This is a genomic window from Thermus tengchongensis (assembly GCF_021462405.1).
GTDB lineage: Bacteria > Deinococcota > Deinococci > Deinococcales > Thermaceae > Thermus > Thermus tengchongensis.
Genome location: NZ_JAKEDU010000005.1, coordinates 129536 through 153478 on the forward strand (window position 1 = coordinate 129536; position 23943 = coordinate 153478).

A 23943-nucleotide genomic window follows, 5' to 3' on the forward strand; every position below is an offset into this window, starting at 1 on the left:
CTCTTTGGGGCCCCGTCGTGGCGCAAGCCACGACGGGGTACTTAGGCGGGAACCTCCTCAGCGAAGAGGTCCGCGTAGCGCCGCTTGGCCCGCATGGGAGCCCGGTGATACACGTAGGAGGCCAGGAGGGGGAAGGCCAGGCTGGCCTCGGCGAAGACCATCTGGGAAAGGGCGGCGTCCACCTTGCCCCAGCTTTGGGCCTCGGAGAGGGTGGAGCCGGAAAGCCCCCCATCCCGCTCGTCGGCCACGGTGATCTGGATGGCGTACTTGTGCATCTCCACCTGGTGGCCCAAGACCTCCGCGGCCACCACGATGTCCTGGGCGAAGTTCTTGGGCACCCCGCCCCCCAGCATCACCAGGCCCGTGGTGCCGGCTTTGAGCTTGATCTCGGTGAGCTCGCGGAAGTCGGCCACGGAGTCGATGGTCACGTGGGCCTTGGGGTTTTTCACCTGGTGGTAGACCAGGCCGAAGCCCGCGGAGGAGTCGGAGAAGGCGGGCACGAAGATGGGCACCCCCTCCTCGTAAGCGGCCCGGACGATGCTCCCCTCCCCTAGGCCCCTTTCCGCCAAGTAGCGGCCCATGTGCCAGATGAACTCCCGGCTGGAGTAGGGGCGGGGCTCCAGGGCATCGGCGATCTCGGCGATGGTGTAGTCGGTGTGGCGGAGCTCCTCCTCGTCGATGTAGGTGTCGTAGATGCGGTCGATCCAGAGGCGGCGCAGGGTTTCGTCATCGGCCTTGGGGTCCCCCTGGTAGTGGCGGTGGCCCAAGGCTTCAAAGAAATCCTGGTCCACAATGTTGGCGCCGGTGGCCACGATGACGTCCACCAGGCCTTTGCGGATCAGGTCATGGATGATGAGGCCCTGACCGGCAGAAACCAGGCTCCCCGCCAGGGTGAGGATGACGGTGGCGTCGTCCTCCAGCATCTTGAGGTAGATCTCCGCCGCCCGGTGGAGGTTCCTCGCCTGGAAGGCGGTCTTGCCCATGGCCTCGAGGATGGGTCCGGCGTCGAAGGCCTTGATGTCGATGGGGACCACGGGCGTAGAGAGGAGTTCCTTCTTCTCCATCCTGCTCCTTTCTACGCGGGGTGGGCGTCGGGCGGCTCCCCCCCTTTGGCGCCCCCTGCCTTTTAGGGCAGGACTTCCAGTATACCACCCCCGGCGATGGGGGGGTAGACCTCGAGGGGGCCCTCCACGGGCTCGTCCAGGCCCACCACCCGCTCCCCCACCGCCAAAAGCCAAACCTCCTCCAGGGGAATGCCCAGCTTCTCCAGGGCTTCCTTGGGCGTCTTGGCCTCCACCTCCAGGCGCTCCCCAAAGCGCCTCAGGTCGCCGTGCAGGATCACCTCCATATGCCCCTCCCTTTGAGGCCCCCGCCGCAGCCCAAGCCGCAACGGGGCCTTCTACCCTTGGCCCCTGGACCCTTCCCCCGCTTCTTCCACCGGGGCTCCCACGCGGATAAGGTCCACACGGGGTGGTATTAAGTACCCCCACGCAAAGGTTACCCCATCGGCCAAAGCCAAAGCGGCTTGCTTATGGGCTCTTTGGGGCCCCCATCGTGGCGCAAGCCACGACGGGGTACTTAGTACCCCTCCCGCACCACGTTTAAAAGGGGCTCCCCCCGCAGGTACCGCAGGACCTGCTCCGCCAAAAACCGGGCCGCCCGGCGGTGGAAACCCTGGGAAAGCCCGGCCACATGCGGGGTGATGAGGACTCCAGGAGCCCGCCAAAGAGAATGGTCGGAAGGCAAAGGCTCAGGGTCGGTGACATCCAAGGCCGCCCGAACCTTCCCCTCCCGTAGCGCCTCGAGGAGGGCTTCTGTGTCCACCACTGGCCCCCGGCCAGCATTCACCAAAAGGGCTCCCGGCTTCATCCAGGAAAGGAAGTCCCGGCCCACCAGCCCCCGTGTTTCGGGGGTAAGGGGAAGGAGAACCACCACGGCATCCGCCTGGGGCAGAAGATGCGGGAGGTCCTGAGGAGTGTAGACCCCTGGGCGGGGGCGCCGGGCCACGGGAAGCACCTCCACCCCAAAGGCCCTAAGCCTCTCCTCCACGGCTCTCCCAATGGAACCGTAGCCCAATAGGAGCACCTTCTTGCCCTCGAGGTCAGCCAGCACCCTGGGAGCCCAGCGCCCTTCCCCCTGGGCCTGCAAAAAGGCAGGCAGGTCCTTAAGGAGGGCCAAAAGGCCCATCACCACCCACTCCGCCACGGGCACGTCGTGGATGCCCGAGCCATCGCAAAGCACCACCCCCTCGGGCACAAGGGGCAGGATCCAGTCCACCCCAGCGGACAGGGTCTGGACCACCTTGACCTCCACCTGTTCCAGCACCCGCCGCACCACCTCCTCCTGGCCGAAAGGAGGCAGGAAGAAGTCCACCGCCTTGGGCCAAGGCTCGTCCAGGTAATCTACTTCCACCTCTTCGGGTAAAAGGGCAAAGACCTCTTCCCTAAGCCTTGGGCTCAAGATGCGCACGCTAGCCTTCCGGCTGACCACGGATCACCTCCATGTACACATCCTCCCTTCCCTTAGGCCCCAGGCCCAGGCCCACCTGGCGGAAACCCGCCTTCTCAAAGGCCCGTCTGGCCCTAAGGTTATGGGCAAAGGTGCGGAGCTTTACCCGCGTAAGCCCCAAGGGACCGAAGGCGTAGGACAAGGCCGCCCGCACCGCCTCCGTGCCGTAGCCCTGGCCCCAGCGGTCCTTCCGCCCGATGAGGATGCCCAAGGTGGCCTCCTCCGGGGTGAGGTCGTAAAGCTCCAGGGTGCCCAGATACTCTCCCCTCTCGTCCAGGATGACAAAGGCCAGGCGGTCCTTGCGACGCATCTCCGCCAGGACGAAGCGCTTGAAAAGCCAGAAGGGGGAGCGCAAGGGGCTCGAGCCATTCCACTCCGCCACCTCGGGGTCACGGAAGGTTTCATAAAGCCCCTTCCACTCCTCCTCGGTGAGCCCCGCGCTAAAGGGCTTCAGGGTCACGCGGCCATAGCGGGGCCAGCCCAGGGGATCCAAGCCTTGGGGCCGCTCCACAGGATCCAGCCTACGCCCGAAGAGCCGGGGCAGGAGCCAAAGCGCAAAGCACCCTTTCCCACGGGCTCCCGGCATCTAGGGGTAAAGGCCCCGGAGGGCCCGGGCCTCGAGGACCCGGGTGGCGGCCACCACGTAGGCGGCGGTGCGCAAGGGAATCTTCTTCTCCTGGCTCACCTGCCACACCGCCTCAAAGGCGTTTCTGAGGACCCTCTCCAGGCGGGCGTTGATCTCCTCCTCCGTCCAGAAGTAGGAGTTGAAGTCCTGCACCCACTCGAAATAGCTCACCGTGACGCCCCCGGCGTTGGCAATGACATCGGGCACCACCAGAACGCCCTTCTCCTGCAGGATGTCGTCCGCGGCGGGAGTGGTGGGACCGTTGGCCCCCTCGGCGATGATCTTGGCCTGGATGCGCCAGGCGTTTTGCTCGGTAATCTGCTTCTCGAGGGCGGCGGGGATGAGGAACTCCGTGGGTACCGCCCAGAACTCGGGGTTAGGCAAGGGCTCGGCCTTGGGGTAACCCCGCACCCCCCCGAACTCCGCCACGTGCTTGAGAAGGTCGTAAGGATCTATCCCCGCCTCATTGTAGATGGTGCCCGTGTGGTCCTGGATGGCGATGATCCGGGCCCCGTGGTCGTGGAAGATGCGGGCGGCAGCGTTCCCCACGTTGCCGAAGCCCTGGAGGGTTACCCGGCTCCCTTCGATGGGAAGACCGATCTTCTCCGCCGCCGCCCTGGCGGTCACGAACACCCCCCGTCCCGTGGCATCCCGCCGCCCCAGGGAACCCCCTAAGGCGATGGGCTTCCCCGTCACCACCCCCGGCACCGTGCGGCCCACGTTCATGGAAAAGGTGTCCATCATCCAAGCCATCTCCCGCTCCCCGGTGTTTACATCGGGAGCAGGAATGTCCCGATCCGGGCCCAGAAGGATCCCGATCTCCGAGGTGTAGCGGCGGGTCAGGCGCTCCAGCTCCCCGGGGGAAAGCTTCTTGGGGTCCACCCGAATGCCCCCCTTGCCGCCCCCATAGGGCAGGCCCACGGCGGCATTCTTGATGGTCATCCAGGCGGCCAGGGCCATCACCTCGGAAAGGGTCACCTCGGGGTGGTAGCGCACTCCACCCTTGGCCGGCCCCCGGGCGGTGTTGTGGTGGACCCGGTAACCCTCAAAGTAGGCCACGGTGCCGTCGTCCAGGTGGACGGGCACGTCCACGATCAGGACCCGCTTGGGCCTCTTAAGGCTCTCCGCCAAAGGGGCATACCGCCCCAGGTAGGGGACCACCCGGTCCACTTGCTCCACGAAGATCTCCCAAGGACCGCCGTCCTTGCCCAGGTAGGAAAGGGGCTCGCTCTTCATGGACACTCCTCTTAGGGATAGACGCCTCTTAACCGTGTGGCTTCGTTCACCCGCTCCAGAGCCAGGGCCATGGCCCCGGTGCGCAGGTCGGTGGAAAGGAGCTCGGCCCGATTGCACACCTCAGCCACCGCCCTGGCCACGCTCTTAGCGAAGCTTTGCCGTACCTCCTCCTCGCTCCAGAAGAACATGTTGAGGTCCTGCACCCATTCCAAATAACTCGCCAGAAGCCCCCCACCCCCTGTGAGGAGGTCCGGCACCACCAAGACTTCTTTGCCCAGGAGGTAGGCCTCACCCTCAGGGGTCAGGCCGAAGTTGGCGGCCTCCAACACCACCTTGGCCCGCACCGCCTTGGCCGTTTCCCCGTCCAAGGCCCCCTCGAGAGCCGCCAGGACCAGGTAGTCCACATCCAAGGCGAAAAGCTCCTCCGGGGCCAGGTCGTAGCGGGGAAGCTCTCCTGTGGCCTCGTAGTGGCGCAGGACCTCGGCCACCTCGAGGCCCTCTTCCTGGTACATGGCCCCCCGGGCCGTGGATACCGCCACCACCTTCAAGCCCATTCCCTGGGCATGCAAGGCGAAACTGCCCCCCACCTGGCCGAAGCCCTGCACCGCCACCTTGGCCCCTTCCAGGGGAAGCCCCCGCCGCCGGGCCAGCTCCTTGAGCACCAGGGCCACCCCGAGCCCCGCGGCGTCGTCCCGGCCCTCCGTGCCCCCAAGGGCGTGGGGCTTGCCCGTCACCACCCCGGGCACGGTGGAGCCCACGGTCATGGAGTAGGTGTCCATGATCCAGGCCATCACCTGCTGGTCGGTCCCCAGGTCGGGGCCCAAGATGTCGATGTCGGGCCCGATCAGGTTGACCAGCTCGGCGGTGTAACGGCGCACCAGCCGTTCCAGCTCCCTGCGGGAAAGGAGCCTGGGGTCGGCGGCGATACCCCCCGCAGCCCCGCCAAAGGGCAGGTCGTAGACCGCGGCCTTCAGGGTCATCCAGGCGGCCAGGCCCGCGGTCTGGCCCAAGGTGACCGAGGGGTGGATCCGCACCCCCCCCTTGGCCGGCCCCCGGGCGATGTCATGCACCACCCGGTAGCCCTGGAAAACCCGCACCTTGCCGTCATCCATCACCACCGGGAGGGAGACCGTCACCAAGCGCTTGGGGTGGGCCAGGTACTCCACCGTGGTGGGGTGGACCTGGGCCACCTTCAAGGTCTTCTCCAAACGCGCAAGGAAAGCCTCCCAGAGGCCAGGATCCTCCGGAGGCCGGTACGCGGGAATGGCCATAGCATCACCGAGGGGGATTATACCCCGCCCCAGGGGGACGAACGGCCCCTAGGCCAACCGCTCGGCTTCCTTCAGGGCCAGGCTCCGCAGCGCCTCCTTGTAGGGGGAGTCGGGAAGGGGCCTGAGCGCCTCTACGGCCAGGCGGGCCCGTTCGCGGATGACCCTTTCCACCTCCTCCGCCACCCCGCTTTCCCGGGCCAGGGCGCGGAGGCGCTCCAGGTCCCCCGGCTCCCGCCCCTTGCGGCGCAGGACCTCCCGCACCTCGGGGAAGCGCTCCATGAGAAGGAGGGTGATGAGGGTGGCCTTGCCCTCCCTAAGGTCCCCCCCCACCGGTTTGCCCAAGGCCTCAGGGGTGCCCATGAGGTCCAGGTAATCGTCCCGCATCTGGAAGGCCTGCCCATAGAGGAGGCCAAAGCGGGCCAGGGCCTGGCGCACCTCCCCATCCACGCCCTTGAGGAGGGCGGGGCCCTCCGTGCAGAGTTCCATGAGCACCGCCGTCTTGGCGGTGATGATGCGCTCGTAGTTCTCCAGGGAGTAGTCCTCCAAAGCCGTCACCTGGAACTGCAGGACCTCTCCTTCCGACAGGGTCTTGGCCACCTGGGCGAAGCGCTCCACCAGCTCCATGCGCCCGGTCTTGGCGATCACGTGGAGGAGGCGGGAGAGGAGGAAGTCCCCGGAGAGCACCGAAACCGCGTTCCCGTAGCGGCGGAAGGCCGCCTCTTTGCCCCTGCGGGTCTCCGCGTCGTCGATGAGGTCGTCGTGGAGCAGGGTGGCGGAGTGGAGAAGCTCCACCGCCAGGGCCAGCTCCATCTCAAAGGGTGCCCCCCCGAGGGCCCTCGAGACCAGGAAGACCAGCCGGGGGCGGATGCGCTTCCCCCCTGCGGTTACCAGGTCCTGGTGGATGAGGCGCACGAAGAGGACGTCGGACTGGACCAGCTCGGAAAGGGCCTCCTCAAAGCGGAGGAGGGGGGCCTCGAGGTCGGGAAGGACCGTCACGCCCCCCAGTATAGGCCAAGGGCCCCGGGTGCACCCGGGGCCAGCAAAACACTTTCTTGCCTCAGGGTAGGTACGAGAGCCGCACCCCGTTGGTGAAGGTGTCCCCTCCCGTGTAGTACACCCGTGCGGTGATCACCCGATCGCCGGAAGCCGTGGGATCATGGCCGGGCACGGCCACGGCGGTATCCCAGTCATACACGTAGATCTGCGAACCATCTCCGGCTGTTTGGGCGGTGGCGTTCCCCACGCTTTGGCCGTTGATGTAGATTTCCACTCGGCTGACGCTGACCCCAGCGGGCAGGGTACCGTTTACCCCCACGGTGACGGCCACGATCTGACGTTGTGCACCCGGCCCAACCTGGTCACCGTCCTTAGGGGAGAAAATCTCAAAGGTAGAAGTCACCTCCACCGGTATCGTGGCTTCACCCCTAGACCCGGATACGTCCACCACTACTGCCTTGAGTAAGTAAGAACCCGGGCTCACCCGCAGCACATCCCAAGAGAGGGTGTAAACTACCCCGCTTGGGTCAACCGAGCCGAAGCCGGGAATCTTCACCAAGGTCTCCGGAGTATCCCCGAAGTAGAACTCCACCCGATCCACCGCACGGCGCGCCCGCACCTCCGCCCGAAGCTCTACCGCCCCGGCCAGCTTCTGGTTCGGGGTGGGGCTAAGCCAGACAATCTCCGGAGCATTCGCCACCGTCACCGTAAGCGTGGCCTCGCTGGCGTTCCCCGCACCGTCCACCGCCCGCGCCTTCAGCGTCACCGGTCCGTCAGGGTACGCCGCCGTGTTCCAGCTGATCTCGTACGGCGCAGAGTTGTCCTCCCCAATCTTCGTGGACCCGGCGAAGAACTCCACCTTCGCCACGCCCACGTTGTCCGTGGCCTCCACCCGCAAGGGCACAGTCCCAGACACCACCGCCCCGTCCGCAGGCTCAAGCCACGTCACCGTGGGCGGCGTCTTGTCCACCGTGATCGCTAAAGTGGCCTCGCCTTGGTTGCCCGCACCATCCTTAGCAACGGCACGCAAGCTCACAGATCCTGAAGCCAGGGAAGATGCATCAAGGCTAAATACGTACTCACTAGAGGGGGTGGGAGTCATATCCCCCAAAAGCCGGGTTCCCGCATAAAGCTGGACTCCAAGCACTCCAGACAAAGCGTCGGTGGCCCTTACCCGCACCTCAACAGATCCCGACCCCAAAACAGACAAGCTGGGGGCAAGGAACTGAACGGTAGGAGGGTCCACATCCAACGTAAACTTCACCGGGACGCTGTCCTTTACTTGAGACCCGGAGTAGGCTTTTGCGGTTAGTGTGTAACTACCAGAAGGCAACGCACCTGGAAGATCACCCAGCCAAGAACCGGTTTGAGGAGATAGGGATACCTTGCCTGTTTGAGGCCCTTGGTACTCCACTTCAACCCGGTCTATGCGACCGCCTGTAGCCGTAGCCTTCACCACAAGTTGTCTAGAGTTAGTTGGCGCATCTGCGCGGGGCTTTTCAATACCCACGGAAAGAGAAACCGAGCCGGAGGCAGGGCCTTGGCCTGACCAATTTGCGCACCCCCCAAGAAGAGCCAAGAAGGCCACAACCCCCACCGCAAACGCCAGGCGCAACTTCATAGCAAAATCACCTCCTAAGAGGGTACTTGACTTGATATTCTTGCGTCCAGTCCACAAGGGTCCCGTTATGCGTGGTCACGTACCAGGTCACCAAGTAGCGCCAGTTGAGGGGAGCGTCCTGGGTCAGGTGCTCGCGAGCCACCTTCCCGTCCAAGCTGAAGGTAAAGGGCTGCGACTGCTTGGAAAGGTAAACCACCTGGCCCCCTACCTCTTCTCTGCCGGCGGGGACCTCTACCCCCACAAAGCCGCTTCCCAGGGAAGAGCCCGCGAAAATTTCGTTCCCCGAATCGTCCACCACCCTGTACTCGTAACGCTCCAGGTAGCCCCCCGGAGCCCCAGGGACCACCTGCACGTAGGCGTTGTTGCCCACCACCGTGATCTTCCCCTGGTCGTCCACCTCGTAGCCCAGCTGGGCGGGCTCCAGAAGCACCCGATAGGGCTGATGGAAGAACACATCGGAGCAGGCCGAAAGAAGCAGCATCACCAGAACGCCTGCTAGCAGCTTGAGCATTTTCATAATCTCACCCCATCATCTCCTCTCGCCATTTGGGATTCAGTATAGCAAAACTGAGCCGGGCCAGGCCCGCTAAAAAGTCCACGTTCTCCACCGCCACCTCCTTGGGCACCTCCAGCACCGTGGGGGCGAAGTTCAGGATGCCCTTGATCCCCGCGGCCACCAAGCGATCGGCGGCCTCCTGGGCCGCCTCCCGGGGCACGGTGAGGAGGGCGATCTCTATGCGGCCGGGCACCCTTTGGGGAAGGAGGTCCATGGGCTCCACCACCCCATTCCTCACCCGGCGGCCAATCTTCTCCGGATCCACGTCAAAGAATCCCCGCAGCTCAAAGCTTTCTCCAAACCCGGGGTAGTCGGCCAAAGCGCTACCCAGACGGCCCATACCCACGATGCACAGGCCCCACTTTCGGTTCAGGCCCAGGATGTGGCGGAGTTCCCGCTTGAGCACGGGCACCGTGTAGCCCACCCCCCGGGTGCCGTAGGAACCGAAGTAGGAAAGGTCCTTCCGTACCTGAAACGCCGTGACCTGGGCCTCCTCCGCCAGCTGCTCGGAGCTGGTGCGGTGAACCCCCTTGGCCTCCAGCTCCTCCAGGATGCGCAGGTACGTGACCAACCGGCTGATGGCTGCACTGGGAACCTTCATCGCACCTCCAGGGCCTCGAGGCCCAAGGCCTGCACCTTAGCCTTGAGCGCTTCCTTATCCTCCTCGGCCACCGGGCCCACCCGCACCCGGTAGACCCCATCCTTCACCAGAACCACAGGCAGGCCCACTTCCTTGAGCTTCGCGGCCAGCGCTAGGGCGTTTTCCTCCTTCTGGAAAGCCCCCACCTGGAGGTAAAGGGTACCCGAGGCCGGCGGGGCCGCTCCCTGGCCGCGGTACACCTGAGCCCCGTAGGCGGCCAAGGCCTCCGCCACCCGTTTGGCCTCGGCCTCGGTGGCGTAAGGACCCACCACCACCCGGGTAAGGCCTCCCGAAGGCTCCAGGCGAGCCGGGTACCCCTTCTGGGCCAGCTCCTGGCGAAGCCTGGCCGCGTTTTCCGGATTGGCAAAGGCCCCCACCGCCACCCGGTAAGCCCCGCTGGGCGCAGGGGCCGGAAGGGAGGGAGCCATGGGGGAGGATCTGGACCCGGCGGAAGTCGTGGGCTTGGCTTCCACAGCGGGTCTGGTAGGAGCCGATTCCGCAGGGGCCTGAGGCAAGGGAAGCACGGTAACCACGGGTTCAGGAGCGGGCTTGGCTTCGGAAGAAGGCGACTGGGGAGCGGGCGCCACTTGGAGCGGCTGGGCCACCGAAGGCCCAGGAGGCGAGGTGGCCGCAGGCCCAGGTGCAGGGGGGGCACCCACCTTTGGCCGGGCGAAGGGGTTGATGCCCGTCAGGTAAAGGACAATGCCCGCCGCCACCAAGGCGATGAGGAGAAAGATGAGGAAGTCCAGCCAGTTCTCCCGTAGCCAGCGCATCCTACCTCCGAAGCAGGGCCCGCGCCTCCCTCGAGCCTAGGGCCGCCGCCTGGTTCAAGGCCCGCTCGGCTTCCGCATCCCGGCCCAAGCCCTTTAAGGCCAGGCCCAGGTTGTACCAGGCCGCCGCCTGCCTGGGGGCTCTTCCCAGCACCTCCCTGAGGACCAGCTCCGCCTCCCCAAAGCGCCCCAGGGCCACCAAGGCTGCCGCCAGGTTCACCCCCACCCCTGGATCGCGGCCGGACTCGTAGAGGGGGCGCAGGAGCGCCAAGGCCTCCTCGAAGCGGCCCATCTCCAGCAACAACGTACCCTTAAGGGCCTGGGCCTCCGGGGAGGTAAGCCCCTCGAGGAGCTTCAAAGCCTCCTCCTTCCGGCCCAAGGCGTAGGCGGCCTGGGCCTTGAGGAAGCTCCCCGGGGGTCCTGCCTCCTCCGCGTACCGGTAGGCGTTCTTATAGTCCTTAAGCCGCAGGTAGGCCGCCGCCAGGGCCAGGGCCACCTGGGGCTCGGGGCTGGCCCGGTAGGCAGAAAGCAGGTAGTCCAGGGCCCCCTTGGCGTCCCCCGCCTCCAGGCGAGCCTGCCCCAGGAGGTAGGCGGCCTCCCATAGGGAAGGATCCAGGGCGTAGGCCTCCTTAAGGAGGGGTTCCGGGCGGGAGGAAAGAAGGGCCTTGCGCAAAAGGAGTCTCGCTCTGGCCTTCCCCTCCACCGCCTTGAGACCCCGGTCCAGCTCTCTAAGGGCCCTTTCCTTAAGTCCCTCCTCCGCCAGGATGCGGGCCAAAAGGTCCCAACCCTCGGCCACCCTGGGCTCCCGGTTGAGAAGGCCGTAGAGCACCGGCACCGCCTCGGCCCGGGCCCCCGCGGCGTAAAGGGCCTGGGCCAGGGCCAGGTGGTAGGCGGGGCTTCGCTCCGGGGTAAGGCCTTTGCGCAAAACCTCCGCCGCCTCCTTGGCCTGGCCTGCCTCGGCAAGGGCGCTGGCCCACCCCAGGTAGGCTTCCTCCGTGGGGGAAAGCTCCGCCGCCTTGGCAAAGGCCTCCGCTGCCTCCTTGGGCTTTCCCAGGCGCAGGTACACCTGGCCCAGGTTGTAATGGCCCTCGTAACGTTCGGGGAAAACCCGGACCATCTGGTCAAAGGCGAAGCGGGCCTCCTCGAGGCGGCCCAAGCGGAAGAGGCTCACCCCAAGGCCCAAGTGGGCCTCGAGGCGGCCATAGTCCTGGGCCAGGGCCTCCTCATAAGCCAGGACGGCTTGGGCATACTCCCCGGCCTTGAACAAGGACTCCGCCCGCTCCCAAGCGGGTTGTGCCAAAGCCAGACCGAGCCCCAGGAGAAGGGTTAAGGCTTTGGGAAAAGGTCTCGTCATAAGGGCCTCCAAACCCGTCGTTGCCTTAAGCATAGCACAGCTCCAGGGGAAGGGCCTTTGCTATTCTAAGGACGTGGGTTCTTCCGGCAAGGCCCTGGACCTGGATGTCCCCCGGGTGCTGGTGCTGAACGCTGCCTACGAGGTAATGGGGCTTGCCAGCATCAAGCGCAGCGTCCTCCTGGTGCTCTCCGGTGGGGCGGAGATGCTTTCGGAAAGCGGGCGCTACCTGCACACCCCCTCCACCCGGATCCCCGTCCCCAGCGTCATCCGCCTGAAGCGCCTGGTGCGGCGAGGGCCAAGCCGCATCCCCCTAAACCGTCGCAACATCCTGAGGCGGGACCGCTACACCTGCCAGTACTGCGGCCGCCAAGGAGGGGAGCTCACCGTGGACCACGTGCTTCCCCGAAGCCGGGGTGGCCGGAGCACCTGGGAGAACCTGGTGGCCGCCTGCCGCCCCTGCAACCTGAAGAAGGGGGACCGCACCCCCGAGGAGGCGGGAATGCGCCTATTGAAGCTCCCCCGGGCGCCCAGGGCGCCCCTTTTCCTTTCCGACCTGAAGGAGATCCCCCCGGACTGGCAGCCCTACCTCGAGGCCCTCTTGAGGTAAAGCACCCCCACCCCGGGCACCTCCGCCTGGCCCAGGAAGCGCCTCCCCGTGAGGAGGTCTCGCCACTCCCCCGGGGGCAGGGGCAGGATCTCAGGGGCCTGGCCGTTGTTGAAGGCCAGGAGCAGGGCCCCCTCCCCCTGCCCCCGCCAGAAGGAGAGGAGGGACCCCTCGGCCAGGTGGGTGGCGAAGGCCCCCGCCCGCAGGGCAGGCTCCTCCCGCTTGAGCCGCGCCAGGGCCCGCACATAGCCCCGCATCTCCTCCGAGCAGGCCCCCCAGGGAATGGGGCGCCGCTGGAGATCGTGGGGCTCCCGCTCCCCCAGAAGGCCGCACTCCTCCCCCTGCCAGACCACGGGCACCCCGGGGAGGGCGAAGAGGAGGGCCAGGGCCAGCCGGGCCCGGGCCAGGTCCCCCCCGAGGTCGGAGAGGAGGCGGGAGGTGTCGTGGGAGCTCACCAGGTTGAAGCCCATGGCCGCGGCCGCCTCCGGGTAGAGGGCGTAAACCTCGGCCAGCTCCCTCAGGGCCCTGGGCCCCCCGAAGAGGGCGGGGTGGAGGCCCCGGGCGTAGCGCAGGACGATGTCCCGGCCGAGGGCATAGTTCATCAGGCTGTCGAAGGTGTCCCCCCGCACCCAGCGGGGGGCCCGCTCCCAGATCTCCCCCACCAGGTAGACCTCGGGGTCCACCGCCCGCAGGCGGAGCCTGAGCTCGCGGAAAAAGGCCTCGGCGTTGAGGAGCTCCAAGGGGGCGTCCACCCGCACCCCCCGGAAGCCGAAGCGCACCCAGTGCTCCGCCACCCCGAAGAGGTAGGCCTGGACCTCCGGGTTCAGGGTGTTCAGCTTGGGCAGGCTGGCCACCCCCCACCAGCTTTCGTAGGCGGTGGGGTCCCCGGGGCGGAAGGGGTAGCGCCGGATGAAGTACCAGTCCCAGTACGGGGAGGCGGGCCCCCGGCGCACCACGTCCTGGAAGGCGAAGAAGCCGAGCCCGGTGTGGTTGGGGACAAAGTCGAAGATCACGCGGATGCCCAAGGCCTCGGCCCGCCGCAGGAGCTCTCCCAGGAGGGCCTCATCCCCCAGGTGGGGGGCCACCCGCAAGGGGTCGTGGACGTCGTAGCCGTGGGCGCTCCCCGCCAGGAAGATGGGGTTCAGGTAGAGGAGGCCCACCCCCAGCTCCGCCAGGTAGGGGAGGTTCTGCAGAATCCCCTGCAGGTCGCCGCCGTAGTACTGGTGGCAGCAGTGCATGGGCCCTGGAGGATCCTCCCAGCGGGAGAGGTAGGGCCTGGGTCCGCCCCGCTCCTGCCAGACCAGGTTGTAGCGGAACTCGCTGTGCTCCAGGGCCAGGGCGTCGTTGCTGGGGTCGCCGTTATGGAAGCGGTCGGGGAAGATCTGGTACCCCACCCTTCCCTCCAGCCAGGGGAGGGCCCGGAAGGGATGGGCGGGGGGCAGGAAGGGGCCGAGCAGCCGCTCCCCCTCCGGGGTGCGCAGGCGGATCTGGTAGGGCCGGGCCTCGGGGAGAACCCCCCGCCAAACCTCCCGCCCCGGCAGGGAGAGCTGCCGGGCCATGGGCCAAGCCCGCCCCTCCTGGAGGAGGTGGGCCTCCCGGACCTCCCCCGCCGCCGCCTGGAAGCGCACGGAATACCCTTGGGGCAGGGCGGAGAACTGGGCCGGGTCTTGCGGATCGTGGCTCTGGGCCAGAGCCAGCGCCAGGAGGAGGAATACGCTTTGGAAGCGCTTCATACCCCGAGTTTACCGCCGCACGGTGAGGAGGACCGCCAGGAGGACCAGCAAGGCCCCCAGGTAGCCCAAGGGGGAAAGCACCTCTCTAAAGAGGAGAAAGGCGAACAGGTTGGCCACCACGGGCTCGAGGGTGGCCACCACGCTGGCCCGGGTGGCGGGAAGGCGCTTCAACCCCGCGTAGTAGGCCAAATAGGCCCCGTACGTGGAAAATACCCCCAAAAAGAGCAAGGCTTCCATGGCCCTTGGGCTCAAAGGAGCAAACTCTACCCAGGGCAGAAGCCCCAAGGCCCCCACGGGCAGGGCGTAGAGGAAGAGGGTGGGGGTGGCGTAGCGGGGAAGGTAGAGCTTGCCAAAGATGTAGTAAAGGGCATAGGTGAAGCCGGAAAGGAGCCCAAAGAGAAGGGCAAGGTACAGAACCCGTACCCCACTTCCTCCCCCCACGCCCATAAGCCCCACCCCCAGCAGGGTCAGGGCCACCGCCAAAAGGCCAGTGCGGTCCAAGGGCTCCTTCAGGATCAACAGGGAAAGAAGGGCCACCCAGGCCGGGGCCGTGTACAGGAGGACGGAGGCCAAGGCCGCCCCCCCGTAGACCACCGCCAGCTGATAGGAACCGTAGAAGAGGGAAACCCCCACCAGGCCGAAAAGAAGGAGGGGCAAGGCATCCCGCCTTTCCACCCTGACCTGGCGCAGGAGCAGGGCGTGCAGGCCGAAGAAGACCCAGGCGATGCCCGCCCGGAAGAAGGCCACGGCCAGGGGGGCAAGCCCCTCCTGAAAGGCCAGGCGGCTTATGGGACCGATGAGACCCCAAAGGAAAGCAGCCAGGAGCAGGTAGAGGTAGCCCATGGGCAAGAGTGTATAATCCCCCGTGTCCTATGGAGGCTGACCTATGAGCGCGCGGACCCTTTTTGTCCTCCTTTTCCTTCTTCTTTTGGTCCTCTTCTCCTGGCTCAACTGGGGAGAGATCACCAAACCCACCTCCTTGTCCCTGGGGCTCACCCGGATTGAAGCCCCTTTGGGCTTGGTCCTGGTGGTGGCTTTGGGGATAGTTTCCCTCCTCTACCTCATCTTCACCATCGGCTTGGAAACCGCAGCCCTGCTGGAGGTGAGGCGCTACGCCCGGGAGCTTCTCCACTACAAGAAGCTGGCCGAGGAAGCGGAAGAAAGCCGTTACACCGAGCTCAGGCGCTACCTGGAAGAGGAACTCAGGCGGCTTTCGGAAGTGGAAAGGGAGGAGATCCGGGCCCTCGAGGCCCGCCTGGCGGAAACCCTGGAAAAGCACGGGAACACCCTGGCCGCCTATATTGGCGAGCTGGAAGACCAGCTCCTAAGGCTCCTCCGGGGACGGGGAGGAGAGAACGAGTAATACCACCCCACGCGGACTTTGTCCGCATGGGGGCCCCGGTGAAAGGGTATCCAAGGCCCTCGCCAGGTGAAGGGAGGGAAGGTTTCAACAGCAAGGGGTATAAGCGCCGGTAACCCATCCCGGGGCCCGACGCTCACGGGCATCCTTCCCTTTTTTCGGCGCTCCTACTCCACCAGCTCCACCAGGGCCAAAGGCGCCCCATCCCCCCGGCGGCGCTCCGCCAGCTTCAGCACCCGGGTGTACCCTCCGGAGCGGTTCTGGTACTTGGGGGCGATCTCGTCGAAGAGCTTCCGCACCAGCTTCACGTCCTGCAGGTCGCGGAGCACCAGGCGGCGGGCGTGCAGGTCCCCCCGCTTGGCCAGGTGGATGAGGTGATCCACGAAGCCGGTGAGTTCCTTGGCCTTGGGCAGGGTGGTGGTGATGCGGCCGTGGGTGAGAAGGCTTTTGGCCTGGTTGCGGTAAAGGGCCAGGCGGTGGGAAGAGTGACGGTTCAGCTTTCTTCCAGACTTCAGGTGGCGCATGGTCTCACTCCTTTAGGGCGAATCCCTTTTTGGCCAAAGCCTCGCGGATCTCCTCGAGGCTCCTTTCCCCGATGCCGGGGATGTTCTTGAGGTCCTTGAGGTTCAAGGCCAAAAGCGCCCGCACCGACTCAATCCCCTCCTCCTTGAGGCTATGGAGAACCCGGGTGGAAAGCCCAAGCTCCTCCAGGGGCAGGTCCAGGTCCTCCTCCCCTTCCGTGCGCTCCGCCGGGACCGGCTCCGGAGTGGGCAGGGCGGAGGCCTGTGGGTTGGCGAAGTAGGAAAGGTGCTCCTTGAGGATCTCCACCGCCTGGTTCAAGGCCTCCAAGGGGGTGACGGAGCCATCCGTCCAGATCCGCAGGGTTAGCTTATCCAAGTCGGTACGCTGGCCAAGCCGGGTATCCTCCACCTGGAAGGCCACCCGGCGCACGGGGGAGAAGATGGCATCCACGGGGATGGAGTTGATGCGGTCCTTGATGCCGTGGCGCTCGGCGGGCACGTACCCCACACCCCGGTCCACCCGCACCTCCATGTAAAGCTTACCCCCCCTGTCCAAGGTGGCGATGGTGAGGTCCGGGTTCAGGATCTCCGCATCGGGGGGCACCACGAAATCCCCCGCCTTGACCACCTTGGGCCCTTCCGCCTTCAGGACCAAGGTGGTGGTCTGCATCTTGGGGTCCAGGAAGCGCACCACCAGCTCTTTGAGGTTCAGGATGATCTCCACCACGTCCTCCTTGACCCCAGGAATGGTGGAGAACTCGTGGAGGACATCCTCAATGTAGACGCTGGTGACCGCGGTCCCGGGGATGGAGGAAAGGAGAATCCGCCGCAAGGGGTTGCCCAGGGTGACGCCGAATCCCCGCTCCAGGGGCTCCAGGACAAACTCCCCGTACTCCCGCCCCTGGGTGCGCACCGTGAAGACCGGGGCCTTCAGCTTGCTCTCTAACATAGACCTCCTTGCCAGCACACATGGGCCCAGCCCAGCCGGGCCCCTTTAGGGCTACCTGGAGTAGAACTCCACCACCAGCTGCTCGTTCACGGGAAGCGCCAGGTCCTCCCGATCGGGCAGGCGCAGGAACTTACCCTTCATTCCCTCCACATCCAAGGAGAGCCAGGGGCCCACCTTGCGGCCCTTCATGGCCTCGAGGTTCTCCCGGATGAAGGCCAGGTTGCGGCTACCCTCGGCGATGGCGATCTCATCCCCCGGCTTCACCCGGTAGGCGGGAAGGTCCACCCGGCGGCCGTTCACGGTGATGTGGCCGTGGCGCACCATCTGCCGCGCCTGGCGGCGGCTAGCGGCGAAGCCCAGCCGGTAGACCACGTTGTCCAAGCGGGACTCCAGAAGCCCCAGGAAGACGGTACCCGTAACCCCCTTCTTGCGGCTTGCCTCCTCAAAGAGGTTACGGAACTGGGTTTCGGAGATCCCGTAGATGCGGCGGAGCTTCTGCTTCTCCCTCAGGCGCACCGCATAGTCGGAAGGGCGGCGGGTGCGCTTCTGCCCGTGCTGCCCTGGAGGGTAGGGACGGCGCTCCATGGCGCACTTGGGGCTGTAACAACGCTCCCCCTTTAGATAGAGCTTGACTCCTTCCCGGCGGCAAAGACGGCAAACTGGACCAATGTAACGACCCATCTTCTCCTACTCCTTATGAAGCCTTGCGGAACTTCTTCTTGGGCCGGCAGCCGTTGTGGGGCACAGGGGTGTCGTCCACAATGGACTTCACCTGCAAGCCCGAGGCCTGGAGGGCCCTGATGGCCTGCTCCCGGCCCGCCCCGGTGCCGCGCACGATCACGTCCACGCTCTGCATGCCGTAGGCCATGGCCTTCTTGGCCGCATCCATGGCCGCAAGCTGGGCGGCGTAGGGCGTGCCCTTGCGGCTCCCCTTGTAGCCGATGACCCCACCCGAGGACCAGGTGATGGGGTTGCCGTCCGGGTCAGTGATGGTGACGATGGTGTTGTTGTAAGAAGCGTGGATGTACGCCTTCCCGCTGGCCACCTGCCGTTTGACTTTCTTCTTGGTCGCTTTTCTGGCCATACTCTCCCTCAGCTTTAGGAGTATCCACTGGCCCTAGAACTACTTCCTAGGGGCTTTCTTCTTGCCCGCCACAGTCTTGCGGGGTCCCTTACGGGTACGGGCATTGGTGCGGGTGCGTTGCCCCCTCACCGGCAATCCACGGCGGTGGCGGAGGCCCCGGTAGCAGCCGATATCCATGAGGCGCTTGATGTTGGCGGCCACCTCAGCCCTGAGCTCACCCTCCAGCTTCCAGGTGTTCTCCACGTACTCCCGAAGGCGCACCACCTCCGCCTCGGTGAGGTCCTTCACCCGGGTTGCCGGATTGATGCCCGTCTTCTCCAAGGCCTCCTTGGCCCGGGCCGGCCCTACCCCGTAGATGTAGGTGAGGGCCACGTCCACCCGCTTGTTCCTGGGAATCTCCACACCTGCAATCCTCGCCACGTTCCCTCCTTACCCTTGCCGTTGCTTGTGCTTGGGATTCTCGCAGATCACGTACACCCGGCCGTGCCGGCGCACCACCTTGCACTTCTCGCACATCTTTTTAACCGATGCCCGTACCTTCATCTCGCCTCCTACTTCCTGTACACGATGCGGCCCCGTGTGGGGTCGTAGGGGGTAATCTCCACCACCACCCGGTCTCCGGGCAGGATGCGGATGTAGTGCATGCGCATCTTGCCCGAGATGTAGGCCAGGATCTCCGGTCCCGAATCCAGCTTCACCCGAAACGTGGTGTTGGGCAAAGCCTCGGTGACCACGCCTTCCGCCCGAATGGTGTCCTTCTCCTTCGCCATACCCCTCCTACCGCGCCCGCACAAGGGAAACCCCGGTGAGAAGCTCCGGGCCCTCTTCCGTCACCAAGACGGTGTTCTCGTAGTGGGCGGCGAGGTTGCCAGGTCCGGCGCTCGCCGTCCAGCCATCTTCCAATATTACCACAGAAGCCGGGCGTAGGGTGACCATGGGCTCGAGGGCCAGGGTCATGCCAGGCCGGATCTTGGGGCCCGTTCCCGGTTTGCCGAAGTTGGGTAGCTGCGGGTCCTCGTGGATCTCTCGCCCTACCCCGTGGCCCACGAACTCCCGCACCACCCCATAGCCACGGCTTTCCAGAAACGTCTGCACCGCATGGGCCACATCCCCGATGCGGTAGCCAGGCCTAAGGTACTTCATCCCTTCCCAGAAGGCGGCCTCGGTATCCTGGATGAGCCTTTCCGCCTCCGGGGAAACCCTACCCACGGGAAAGGTGCGGGCCATGTCGGCGGCAAACCCCCCGTAGATGAGGCCCACATCCACGGAAAGGATATCCCCTTCCTTCAGGGGCTCCTCCGAAGGGATGCCGTGGACCACCACCTCGTTCACCGAGGTGCAGAGCGTGGCGGGAAACCCGTAAAGACCCAGGAAGGCCGGCTTGGCCTTGCGCTTTTTTATGGCCTCGAGGGCGATCCGGTCCAGCTCCTTGGTGGTGATGCCCGGCTCCACATGCCGGGCTACCTCCTCCACCACCTCGGTGAGGAGGGCCCCCGCCTCCCGCATGCGTTCAATCTCCCATGGACTCTTCAGCTTGATGGCCATCAGATTCCCAGGGCTGCCCGGATGCGGGCGTAGACCTCATCGGGGGTACCCAGGCCGTCCACCCGCCTTAAGGCACCCGTTTTTTCATAATACTGCACCAAGGGCTCGGTTTTCTCCCGGTAGACCCGGAGCCGGTGCCGGATGGTCTCCTCGTTGTCGTCCGAGCGCCCCTCGAGCTCCGCCCGCTTGAGCATACGGGCGATGAGTTCGTCCTCCGGCACCTCCACCAGCACCACCCCAAGGAGCCGGGTCCCGGTGGCTTGAAGCAGGTGGTCCAGGGCCTCCGCCTGGGGCAAGGTGCGGGGGAAGCCATCGAAGATCACCCGCTCCGAAAGCTCCTCCCGAATAAGGGCCAGGATGAGCTCATCCGGAACCAGGTCCCCCCGGTCCATGATGGGCTTCACCTCCTGCCCCAGGGGTGTGCCCCGGGCCACATGGTCCCGCAGGATGTCCCCAGTGGAGAGTTTCTTAAAGCCCAGCTCCTCCGCCAGCCTGGCCGCCTGGGTGCCCTTTCCCGCCCCCGGCGGCCCCAAGAAGATCACCGCTTCCCCCATCCTCCCCCCTAACGCGTGCGGCCGCGGATGCGGCCCTTGGAAAGGAACCCCTCGTAGTTCCTCAGCATCAGCTGGCTCTCAATCTGCCTGAGGGTGTCCAAAGCCACGCCCACCACGATGAGAAGGCCGATGCCGGAAAAGGCGATGCTCTTCACCCCGGTGAGGTTCTGGATGATCTGGGGCAAGGCCGCCACCAAGCCCAGGAAGAGGGCCCCCCAGAGGGTCAGTCGGGAAACGATATGCTCCAAGAACTTCACCGTGGGCTCGCCTGGGCGGATGCCCGGGATGAACCCCCCGTATTCCCGGAGGCTTTCCGCAATCCGCTTGGGGTCGAACTGGACCGCGGTGTAGACGTAGGTGAAAAGGACGATGAGCACCACCTCGATGAGGAGACCAGAGAGATGGGTGGGGTTGAAGAAGTTGGCGATGGCCTGGAGCACCTGGTTGTCCTGGAAGGGGGCGGTGAGGAAGATGGGAATCTGCAAAATGGCGGCAGCGAAGACGATGGGGATGACACCGGCAGCGTTCAGCTTGATGGGGATGTAGGTGGCCTGCCCCCCATAGACCCTCCTGCCCACCACCTTTCTGGCGTACTGGACGGGAATGCGCCTTTCCGCTTGCTGCACCGCTGCCATCCCGGCAAAGGCCAAGACGATAAAGGCCAGGAAAAAGAGGAAGGCCACCAGGTTGACCTCCCCGGTGCGGATGAGCCCCGCGGTGCGGAAAAGCTGCGGCAGCCAGTCCACCACAATCCCGGCAAAGATGATCATGCTGGTGCCGTTGCCGATGCCGTACTCGGTGATGCGCTCCGCCATCCACAGGAGGAGGGCGATCCCCGCCACCTGGGTGACCACCACCACCAGCCAGAAGAAGGGCCCGGGGGCCCAGCCGGGGAGGAGGAAGCGCCCCCCGTCTGCCCCCAGGAACGCCGTGGCCAAGAAGAAGCCCTGGAAGGCCCCCAGAGCGATGCCGCCGATGCGGGTGTACTGGTTGATGATGCGGCGCCCCTCCTCTCCCTCCTTGGATAGCTTCTCCAGGGCAGGGATGACGTTTACCAAGAGCTGCATGATGATGGCGGCGGTGATGTAGGGCATGATGCCCAGGGCAAAGATGGAAAAGCGCTCAAAGTTGCCGCCAGAGAAGAGGTTAATGATCCCGAAGACCCCACCCTGGGTGGTGCGCAAAAACTCCTGGATCTTGTCCAGGTCCACCCCGGGGGTAGGGATGAAGGCCCCCAGGCGGTAGGCGGCCAGCACCAGCAGGGTAAAGAGGATGCGCTGACGCAGCTCGGGGATGGCTAGGGCGCTCCGGAAGGCCTTCAGCATCTTAGGCCTCCAAAAGAACCGCTTCGCCGCCTGCAGCCTTCAGCTTCTCCAGGGCGCTCTTGGAAAAGGCGTGGGCCACCACCCTAAGGGGCTTGGCCTCCCCTTCCCCCAGCACCTTAAGCCGGTAACCCTTCTTTAGGATTCCCGCCTGGACCAGCACCTCCGGGGTCACCTCCCCGTCGAAGCGGGCCAGGTCCCTCAGGTTCACCCCCTGGTACTTGGGCCTCTTGATCTCCCCGGGCACCTGTCCCTGCATGCCCCGCTTAGGCAGGCGCATCAGGGTGGTGGAGCGCCCCCCCTCAAAGCGGCGGGGGTCCTTGACCCCGCCGGAGCGGGACTTCTGCCCCTTGTGCCCCCGGGTGGCCGTCTTACCGTGGCCGGAGCCGGGGCCCCGCCCCACCCGCTTCCGCCTCTTGTTGGCCCCAGGATTGGGTTTTAGATCGGTAAGCTTCATTCCAGCACCTCCACCCGCACAAGGTGGGCCACCTTCTTGATGTTCCCCCGTATGGCGGGATGGTCTTCAAAGACCTTTTCCTTGTGGAGCTTGGTCAGCCCCAGGGCCTTCAAGGCCGCCTTCTGGTCCTTGGGATACCCAATGGGGCTTTTCACCAGCTTAACCTTAAGCTTGGCCATCACTCCTCACCGCCTTTCCGCAGGCGCTCCACATCCTGCTTGGTCTTAAGCTGCCTGAGGGCCTCCATGGTGGCGTAGGCGATGTTGATGGGGTTGCGGCTCCCCAGCTCCTTGGTGAGGATATCCGTGATCCCCGCAAGCTCCAGGATGGCCCGGGGCACTGCCCCCGCAATCACCCCCGTGCCCGGGGCCGCAGGCTTCAAGAGGATCTTGGAGGCCCCGTACTTTACCTCAATCTCGTGGGGAATGGTGCCGTTTTGGATGGGCACCTCCACCATGTTGCGGCGGGCGTAGTACCCCGCCTTCTGTACCGCTAGGGGCACCTCCTTGGCCTTGCCCAGGCCCAGGCCCACCCGGCCCTGCCGGTCGCCCACCACCACCAAGGCCCCGAAGCGGAAGCGGCGGCCGCCCTGGTAGGTCTTGGCGGTGCGCCGCACCAGGATCATCTTCTCTTCAAAATCGGTCTCGGGCATGCTTCCTCCTCGCTAGGCAACCTAGAACTCCAAGCCCCCTTCTCTGGCCCCTTCCGCCAGAGCCTTTACCCGGCCGTGGTACTTGTAGGGCCCACGGTCAAAAGCCACCTTGGTGATCCCCAGGGCCTTAGCCTTCTCCGCCAGGGCCCGCCCCACCTGCCGGGCCACCTCGGTCTTGTTACCCTTCAGCTTCAGGGCCAGGCTGGACTCGGCCACCAGGGTATGGCCCTTCTCGTCGTCGATGATCTGAGCGTAGATGTGTTTAAGGCTCCGGAAGACGGACAGGCGGAGCCGGCCCGTGCGCTTGATGCGGTTACGCACCCGGAACTTGCGTCGTTCGTATGCGGTAAGCCGTGCCATGTTTCCCCCTACTTCTTGGCCCCGGCCTTGCCGGGCTTAAGGCGGACGGGCTCGCCCGCGTAGTAAATGCCCTTCTCGTGGTAGGCGCTGGGCTTCTTAATGGCGCGCAGGTTGGCGGCCACCTGGCCCACCTTCTGCTTGTCTATGCCCAGAACGCGGATCTTGGTGGGCTCGGGCACCTCGAAGGTGATGCCCTCGGGGGGCTCCACCACCACGGGGTGGCTAAAGCCCACGGTGAGCTCCACCGCCCGTCCCACAAGCCGGGCCCGGTAGCCGATGCCCTTGATGAGGAGCTCCTTCACGTACCCCTCGGAAACCCCCTTAATGGCGTTGGCGATGAGGGTCCGGGTGAGGCCGTGCAGGCTCTTGTGCCGGCGCTCATCCGAGGGCCTTTCCACCCGCACCACCCCTCCATCCACCACCACCCGCATCTCCGGGGAGATGGGTACGGAAAGTTCGCCCTTGGGGCCTTTAACCTTGACGAGCCCCGGGGCCACCTCCACAGTGACCCCCTTAGGCAGGGGAATGGGAAGCCGGCCAATCCTAGACATCACCACACCTCGCAGATAAGCTCCCCGCCCACGCCCAGACGCCGGGCCTCCCGGTCGGTAAGGACGCCCTTGGGCGTGGACAGGATGGCAATCCCCAGGCCGCGGCGCACCCGAGGAATCTCCTTGACCCCCACGTACACCCGCCTTCCAGGACGGCTGATGCGGCGGATCTGGTTGATGACCTGTTCGGGCCGGGGATCCGGCCCCTGACGCCGGGGTCCGTATTTGAGGTAAATCCGCAACACCGGCTTGCCGTCCACCTCCACCCGCTCGTACCCCTTGATGAAGCCCTCCCGCGCCAGGATCTTGAGGATCTCCTCCTTGAAGCGGGAGGCGGGTACCTCGGTGCTCTCCTTGTAGACCCGGGTGGCGTTACGAATCCGGGTCAGCATGTCGGCAATGGGGTCCGTCAACATTTCCTCTCTCCTTTTACCTCACTCCTGGACCATGCGGTCTCGAGGGAACCCCCTCGACCAGCCACGGCCTACCAGCTGGCCTTCCTCACCCCGGGAAGCTGCCCCTTGTGGGCCAGCTCCCTAAGGCAAATCCGGCAGAGCCCGAAGTAGCGGTACACGCTCCTGGCCCTCCCACAGCGCACGCAACGGGTGTAGGCCCGCACTTTGAACTTGGGAGTACGCTTGGCCTTTTCGATCAACGCTTTTCTCGCCATGCTC

Annotated in this window: 33 protein-coding genes; 2 read left to right on the forward strand and 31 right to left on the reverse strand. The window is 65.5% G+C overall.

What is annotated here, in order from left to right; all coding sequences use genetic code 11:
• Nucleotides 1-41 precede the first annotated feature (41 nt).
• The 12 genes from L1087_RS08025 to L1087_RS08080 all read right to left on the reverse strand — a co-directional run bounded on the left by L1087_RS08025 (nt 42) and on the right by L1087_RS08080 (nt 11577).
• Complete coding sequence (locus tag L1087_RS08025; protein WP_234558415.1) at nt 42-1064, reverse strand: 1,9-bis(guanidino)-5-aza-nonane synthase; 1023 nt, start codon at nt 1062-1064, stop codon at nt 42-44.
• A gap of 62 nt (nt 1065-1126) precedes the next feature.
• Nucleotides 1127-1348 carry a hypothetical protein gene (locus L1087_RS08030; protein WP_234558416.1) on the reverse strand — a complete coding sequence of 74 codons (222 nt, stop codon included), beginning with the start codon at nt 1346-1348 and terminating at the stop codon, nt 1127-1129.
• A gap of 230 nt (nt 1349-1578) precedes the next feature.
• On the reverse strand, nt 1579-2469 hold the full coding sequence (locus L1087_RS08035; RefSeq protein ID WP_234558443.1) for a 2-hydroxyacid dehydrogenase: 891 nt from the start codon (nt 2467-2469) through the stop codon (nt 1579-1581).
• A 1-nt stretch (nt 2470) separates the two neighbouring features.
• Entirely contained in the window at nt 2471-2992 is a 522-nt protein-coding gene (locus tag L1087_RS08040; RefSeq protein WP_135343149.1) for a GNAT family N-acetyltransferase, read from the reverse strand.
• A gap of 102 nt (nt 2993-3094) precedes the next feature.
• Nucleotides 3095-4369 carry a Glu/Leu/Phe/Val family dehydrogenase gene (locus L1087_RS08045; protein ID WP_038041294.1) on the reverse strand — a complete coding sequence of 425 codons (1275 nt, stop codon included), beginning with the start codon at nt 4367-4369 and terminating at the stop codon, nt 3095-3097.
• Between the two features lie 11 nt (nt 4370-4380).
• Entirely contained in the window at nt 4381-5640 is a 1260-nt protein-coding gene (locus L1087_RS08050) for a Glu/Leu/Phe/Val family dehydrogenase (RefSeq protein WP_234558417.1), read from the reverse strand.
• Nucleotides 5641-5688: 48 nt separating this feature from the next.
• Nucleotides 5689-6636: a polyprenyl synthetase family protein gene (locus L1087_RS08055; protein ID WP_234558418.1), complete on the reverse strand. Its 948-nt coding sequence runs from the start codon at nt 6634-6636 to the stop codon at nt 5689-5691.
• Between the two features lie 61 nt (nt 6637-6697).
• The gene (locus L1087_RS08060; protein WP_234558419.1) at nt 6698-8257 is read right to left on the reverse strand and encodes an Ig-like domain-containing protein; all 1560 of its coding nucleotides are present in this window, start codon (nt 8255-8257) and stop codon (nt 6698-6700) included.
• A 7-nt stretch (nt 8258-8264) separates the two neighbouring features.
• Complete coding sequence (locus L1087_RS08065; RefSeq protein WP_234558421.1) at nt 8265-8774, reverse strand: hypothetical protein; 510 nt, start codon at nt 8772-8774, stop codon at nt 8265-8267.
• Between the two features lie 4 nt (nt 8775-8778).
• Nucleotides 8779-9414 (reverse strand): redox-sensing transcriptional repressor Rex, encoded by a 636-nt coding sequence (locus L1087_RS08070; protein ID WP_219759697.1) that lies wholly within the window; start codon nt 9412-9414, stop codon nt 8779-8781.
• On the reverse strand, nt 9411-10226 hold the full coding sequence (locus L1087_RS08075; protein WP_234558423.1) for an SPOR domain-containing protein: 816 nt from the start codon (nt 10224-10226) through the stop codon (nt 9411-9413). Before L1087_RS08075 ends, L1087_RS08070 begins: the two co-directional genes overlap by 4 nt.
• 1 nt (nt 10227) lies before the next feature.
• The gene (locus L1087_RS08080) at nt 10228-11577 is read right to left on the reverse strand and encodes a tetratricopeptide repeat protein (RefSeq protein ID WP_234558425.1); all 1350 of its coding nucleotides are present in this window, start codon (nt 11575-11577) and stop codon (nt 10228-10230) included.
• 94 nt (nt 11578-11671) lie between these two features.
• On the opposite strand from L1087_RS08080, the gene L1087_RS08085 reads away from it, so the two are divergent.
• Nucleotides 11672-12184: an HNH endonuclease gene (locus tag L1087_RS08085; protein ID WP_234558445.1), complete on the forward strand. Its 513-nt coding sequence runs from the start codon at nt 11672-11674 to the stop codon at nt 12182-12184.
• Here L1087_RS08085 and L1087_RS08090 read toward each other — a convergent pair.
• Together L1087_RS08090 and L1087_RS08095 are read right to left on the reverse strand one after the other, a co-directional pair.
• Nucleotides 12160-13914 carry a glycoside hydrolase family 13 protein gene (locus L1087_RS08090; protein WP_234558427.1) on the reverse strand — a complete coding sequence of 585 codons (1755 nt, stop codon included), beginning with the start codon at nt 13912-13914 and terminating at the stop codon, nt 12160-12162. The two genes, L1087_RS08085 and L1087_RS08090, sit on opposite strands and share 25 nt — an antisense overlap.
• Nucleotides 13915-13923: 9 nt before the next feature.
• The gene (locus tag L1087_RS08095) at nt 13924-14757 is read right to left on the reverse strand and encodes a DMT family transporter (RefSeq protein ID WP_234558429.1); all 834 of its coding nucleotides are present in this window, start codon (nt 14755-14757) and stop codon (nt 13924-13926) included.
• 43 nt (nt 14758-14800) lie between these two features.
• Between L1087_RS08095 and L1087_RS08100 the strand changes: the two genes are divergently transcribed.
• Nucleotides 14801-15277, forward strand: a complete 477-nt coding sequence (locus L1087_RS08100) for a DNA cytosine methyltransferase (RefSeq protein WP_234558431.1) — start codon at nt 14801-14803, stop codon at nt 15275-15277.
• A 164-nt stretch (nt 15278-15441) separates the two neighbouring features.
• Here the strand turns inward: L1087_RS08100 and rplQ are convergent, their stop codons facing one another.
• The 17 genes from rplQ to L1087_RS08185 form a co-directional block, all read right to left on the reverse strand.
• On the reverse strand, nt 15442-15798 hold the full coding sequence (rplQ, locus tag L1087_RS08105; protein ID WP_234558434.1) for a 50S ribosomal protein L17: 357 nt from the start codon (nt 15796-15798) through the stop codon (nt 15442-15444).
• A 4-nt stretch (nt 15799-15802) separates the two neighbouring features.
• Nucleotides 15803-16744, reverse strand: coding sequence for a DNA-directed RNA polymerase subunit alpha (locus L1087_RS08110; protein ID WP_038041278.1), 942 nt, complete (start codon nt 16742-16744; stop codon nt 15803-15805).
• Nucleotides 16745-16795: 51 nt separating this feature from the next.
• Nucleotides 16796-17425: a 30S ribosomal protein S4 gene (gene rpsD / locus L1087_RS08115; protein ID WP_015718085.1), complete on the reverse strand. Its 630-nt coding sequence runs from the start codon at nt 17423-17425 to the stop codon at nt 16796-16798.
• A gap of 13 nt (nt 17426-17438) precedes the next feature.
• Nucleotides 17439-17828: a 30S ribosomal protein S11 gene (gene rpsK / locus L1087_RS08120; protein WP_015718086.1), complete on the reverse strand. Its 390-nt coding sequence runs from the start codon at nt 17826-17828 to the stop codon at nt 17439-17441.
• Nucleotides 17829-17867: 39 nt separating this feature from the next.
• Nucleotides 17868-18248 carry a 30S ribosomal protein S13 gene (rpsM, locus tag L1087_RS08125; RefSeq protein WP_015718087.1) on the reverse strand — a complete coding sequence of 127 codons (381 nt, stop codon included), beginning with the start codon at nt 18246-18248 and terminating at the stop codon, nt 17868-17870.
• Between the two features lie 9 nt (nt 18249-18257).
• A complete protein-coding gene (gene rpmJ / locus L1087_RS08130) occupies nt 18258-18371 on the reverse strand; it encodes a 50S ribosomal protein L36 (RefSeq protein ID WP_014514895.1) in 114 nt (37 codons plus the stop codon).
• 8 nt (nt 18372-18379) lie between these two features.
• A complete protein-coding gene (gene infA / locus L1087_RS08135) occupies nt 18380-18598 on the reverse strand; it encodes a translation initiation factor IF-1 (RefSeq protein WP_003043942.1) in 219 nt (72 codons plus the stop codon).
• Between the two features lie 7 nt (nt 18599-18605).
• Complete coding sequence (gene map / locus L1087_RS08140) at nt 18606-19373, reverse strand: type I methionyl aminopeptidase (protein WP_038041277.1); 768 nt, start codon at nt 19371-19373, stop codon at nt 18606-18608.
• Complete coding sequence (locus tag L1087_RS08145; protein ID WP_234558435.1) at nt 19373-19927, reverse strand: adenylate kinase; 555 nt, start codon at nt 19925-19927, stop codon at nt 19373-19375. The genes map and L1087_RS08145 overlap by 1 nt, the downstream gene beginning before the upstream one ends.
• A gap of 8 nt (nt 19928-19935) precedes the next feature.
• Nucleotides 19936-21252, reverse strand: coding sequence for a preprotein translocase subunit SecY (gene secY / locus L1087_RS08150; RefSeq protein WP_135259881.1), 1317 nt, complete (start codon nt 21250-21252; stop codon nt 19936-19938).
• 1 nt (nt 21253) lies between these two features.
• Nucleotides 21254-21706 (reverse strand): 50S ribosomal protein L15, encoded by a 453-nt coding sequence (rplO, locus tag L1087_RS08155; RefSeq protein WP_234558436.1) that lies wholly within the window; start codon nt 21704-21706, stop codon nt 21254-21256.
• The gene (rpmD, locus tag L1087_RS08160) at nt 21703-21885 is read right to left on the reverse strand and encodes a 50S ribosomal protein L30 (protein WP_038041272.1); all 183 of its coding nucleotides are present in this window, start codon (nt 21883-21885) and stop codon (nt 21703-21705) included. Before rpmD ends, rplO begins: the two co-directional genes overlap by 4 nt.
• The gene (gene rpsE / locus L1087_RS08165; RefSeq protein ID WP_028493551.1) at nt 21885-22358 is read right to left on the reverse strand and encodes a 30S ribosomal protein S5; all 474 of its coding nucleotides are present in this window, start codon (nt 22356-22358) and stop codon (nt 21885-21887) included. The genes rpmD and rpsE overlap by 1 nt, the downstream gene beginning before the upstream one ends.
• 21 nt (nt 22359-22379) lie before the next feature.
• On the reverse strand, nt 22380-22718 hold the full coding sequence (gene rplR, locus L1087_RS08170) for a 50S ribosomal protein L18 (RefSeq protein ID WP_038041271.1): 339 nt from the start codon (nt 22716-22718) through the stop codon (nt 22380-22382).
• 8 nt (nt 22719-22726) lie between these two features.
• The gene (gene rplF / locus L1087_RS08175; protein WP_135259883.1) at nt 22727-23269 is read right to left on the reverse strand and encodes a 50S ribosomal protein L6; all 543 of its coding nucleotides are present in this window, start codon (nt 23267-23269) and stop codon (nt 22727-22729) included.
• Entirely contained in the window at nt 23269-23685 is a 417-nt protein-coding gene (gene rpsH / locus L1087_RS08180) for a 30S ribosomal protein S8 (RefSeq protein ID WP_038041268.1), read from the reverse strand. Before rpsH ends, rplF begins: the two co-directional genes overlap by 1 nt.
• A 68-nt stretch (nt 23686-23753) precedes the next feature.
• A complete protein-coding gene (locus L1087_RS08185) occupies nt 23754-23939 on the reverse strand; it encodes a type Z 30S ribosomal protein S14 (RefSeq protein WP_038041266.1) in 186 nt (61 codons plus the stop codon).
• Between the last annotated feature and the right edge of the window lie 4 nt (nt 23940-23943).

What these genes read in the sequence shown, in the direction of transcription:
- secY (WP_135259881.1), bottom strand. Translation starts at nt 21,252, where the DNA reads ATGCTGAAGGCCTTCCGGAGCGCCCTAGCCATCCCCGAGCTGCGTCAG.
- L1087_RS08090 (WP_234558427.1), bottom strand. Translation starts at nt 13,914, where the DNA reads ATGAAGCGCTTCCAAAGCGTATTCCTCCTCCTGGCGCTGGCTCTGGCC.
- rpsE (WP_028493551.1), bottom strand. Translation starts at nt 22,358, where the DNA reads ATGCCCGAGACCGATTTTGAAGAGAAGATGATCCTGGTGCGGCGCACC.
- rpmD (WP_038041272.1), bottom strand. Translation starts at nt 21,885, where the DNA reads ATGGCCAAGCTTAAGGTTAAGCTGGTGAAAAGCCCCATTGGGTATCCC.
- map (WP_038041277.1), bottom strand. Translation starts at nt 19,373, where the DNA reads ATGGCCATCAAGCTGAAGAGTCCATGGGAGATTGAACGCATGCGGGAG.
- rplF (WP_135259883.1), bottom strand. Translation starts at nt 23,269, where the DNA reads ATGTCTAGGATTGGCCGGCTTCCCATTCCCCTGCCTAAGGGGGTCACT.
- L1087_RS08045 (WP_038041294.1), bottom strand. Translation starts at nt 4,369, where the DNA reads ATGAAGAGCGAGCCCCTTTCCTACCTGGGCAAGGACGGCGGTCCTTGG.
- L1087_RS08145 (WP_234558435.1), bottom strand. Translation starts at nt 19,927, where the DNA reads ATGGGGGAAGCGGTGATCTTCTTGGGGCCGCCGGGGGCGGGAAAGGGC.
- rpsH (WP_038041268.1), bottom strand. Translation starts at nt 23,685, where the DNA reads ATGTTGACGGACCCCATTGCCGACATGCTGACCCGGATTCGTAACGCC.
- rpsK (WP_015718086.1), bottom strand. Translation starts at nt 17,828, where the DNA reads ATGGCCAGAAAAGCGACCAAGAAGAAAGTCAAACGGCAGGTGGCCAGC.
- L1087_RS08185 (WP_038041266.1), bottom strand. Translation starts at nt 23,939, where the DNA reads ATGGCGAGAAAAGCGTTGATCGAAAAGGCCAAGCGTACTCCCAAGTTC.
- rplR (WP_038041271.1), bottom strand. Translation starts at nt 22,718, where the DNA reads ATGGCACGGCTTACCGCATACGAACGACGCAAGTTCCGGGTGCGTAAC.
- rpmJ (WP_014514895.1), bottom strand. Translation starts at nt 18,371, where the DNA reads ATGAAGGTACGGGCATCGGTTAAAAAGATGTGCGAGAAGTGCAAGGTG.
- L1087_RS08070 (WP_219759697.1), bottom strand. Translation starts at nt 9,414, where the DNA reads ATGAAGGTTCCCAGTGCAGCCATCAGCCGGTTGGTCACGTACCTGCGC.
- L1087_RS08110 (WP_038041278.1), bottom strand. Translation starts at nt 16,744, where the DNA reads ATGTTAGAGAGCAAGCTGAAGGCCCCGGTCTTCACGGTGCGCACCCAG.
- rpsD (WP_015718085.1), bottom strand. Translation starts at nt 17,425, where the DNA reads ATGGGTCGTTACATTGGTCCAGTTTGCCGTCTTTGCCGCCGGGAAGGA.
- L1087_RS08080 (WP_234558425.1), bottom strand. Translation starts at nt 11,577, where the DNA reads ATGACGAGACCTTTTCCCAAAGCCTTAACCCTTCTCCTGGGGCTCGGT.
- L1087_RS08095 (WP_234558429.1), bottom strand. Translation starts at nt 14,757, where the DNA reads ATGGGCTACCTCTACCTGCTCCTGGCTGCTTTCCTTTGGGGTCTCATC.
- infA (WP_003043942.1), bottom strand. Translation starts at nt 18,598, where the DNA reads ATGGCGAAGGAGAAGGACACCATTCGGGCGGAAGGCGTGGTCACCGAG.
- L1087_RS08025 (WP_234558415.1), bottom strand. Translation starts at nt 1,064, where the DNA reads ATGGAGAAGAAGGAACTCCTCTCTACGCCCGTGGTCCCCATCGACATC.
- L1087_RS08050 (WP_234558417.1), bottom strand. Translation starts at nt 5,640, where the DNA reads ATGGCCATTCCCGCGTACCGGCCTCCGGAGGATCCTGGCCTCTGGGAG.
- rplQ (WP_234558434.1), bottom strand. Translation starts at nt 15,798, where the DNA reads ATGCGCCACCTGAAGTCTGGAAGAAAGCTGAACCGTCACTCTTCCCAC.
- L1087_RS08060 (WP_234558419.1), bottom strand. Translation starts at nt 8,257, where the DNA reads ATGAAGTTGCGCCTGGCGTTTGCGGTGGGGGTTGTGGCCTTCTTGGCT.
- L1087_RS08075 (WP_234558423.1), bottom strand. Translation starts at nt 10,226, where the DNA reads ATGCGCTGGCTACGGGAGAACTGGCTGGACTTCCTCATCTTTCTCCTC.
- L1087_RS08065 (WP_234558421.1), bottom strand. Translation starts at nt 8,774, where the DNA reads ATGAAAATGCTCAAGCTGCTAGCAGGCGTTCTGGTGATGCTGCTTCTT.
- rplO (WP_234558436.1), bottom strand. Translation starts at nt 21,706, where the DNA reads ATGAAGCTTACCGATCTAAAACCCAATCCTGGGGCCAACAAGAGGCGG.
- L1087_RS08030 (WP_234558416.1), bottom strand. Translation starts at nt 1,348, where the DNA reads ATGGAGGTGATCCTGCACGGCGACCTGAGGCGCTTTGGGGAGCGCCTG.
- L1087_RS08100 (WP_234558431.1), top strand. Translation starts at nt 14,801, where the DNA reads ATGAGCGCGCGGACCCTTTTTGTCCTCCTTTTCCTTCTTCTTTTGGTC.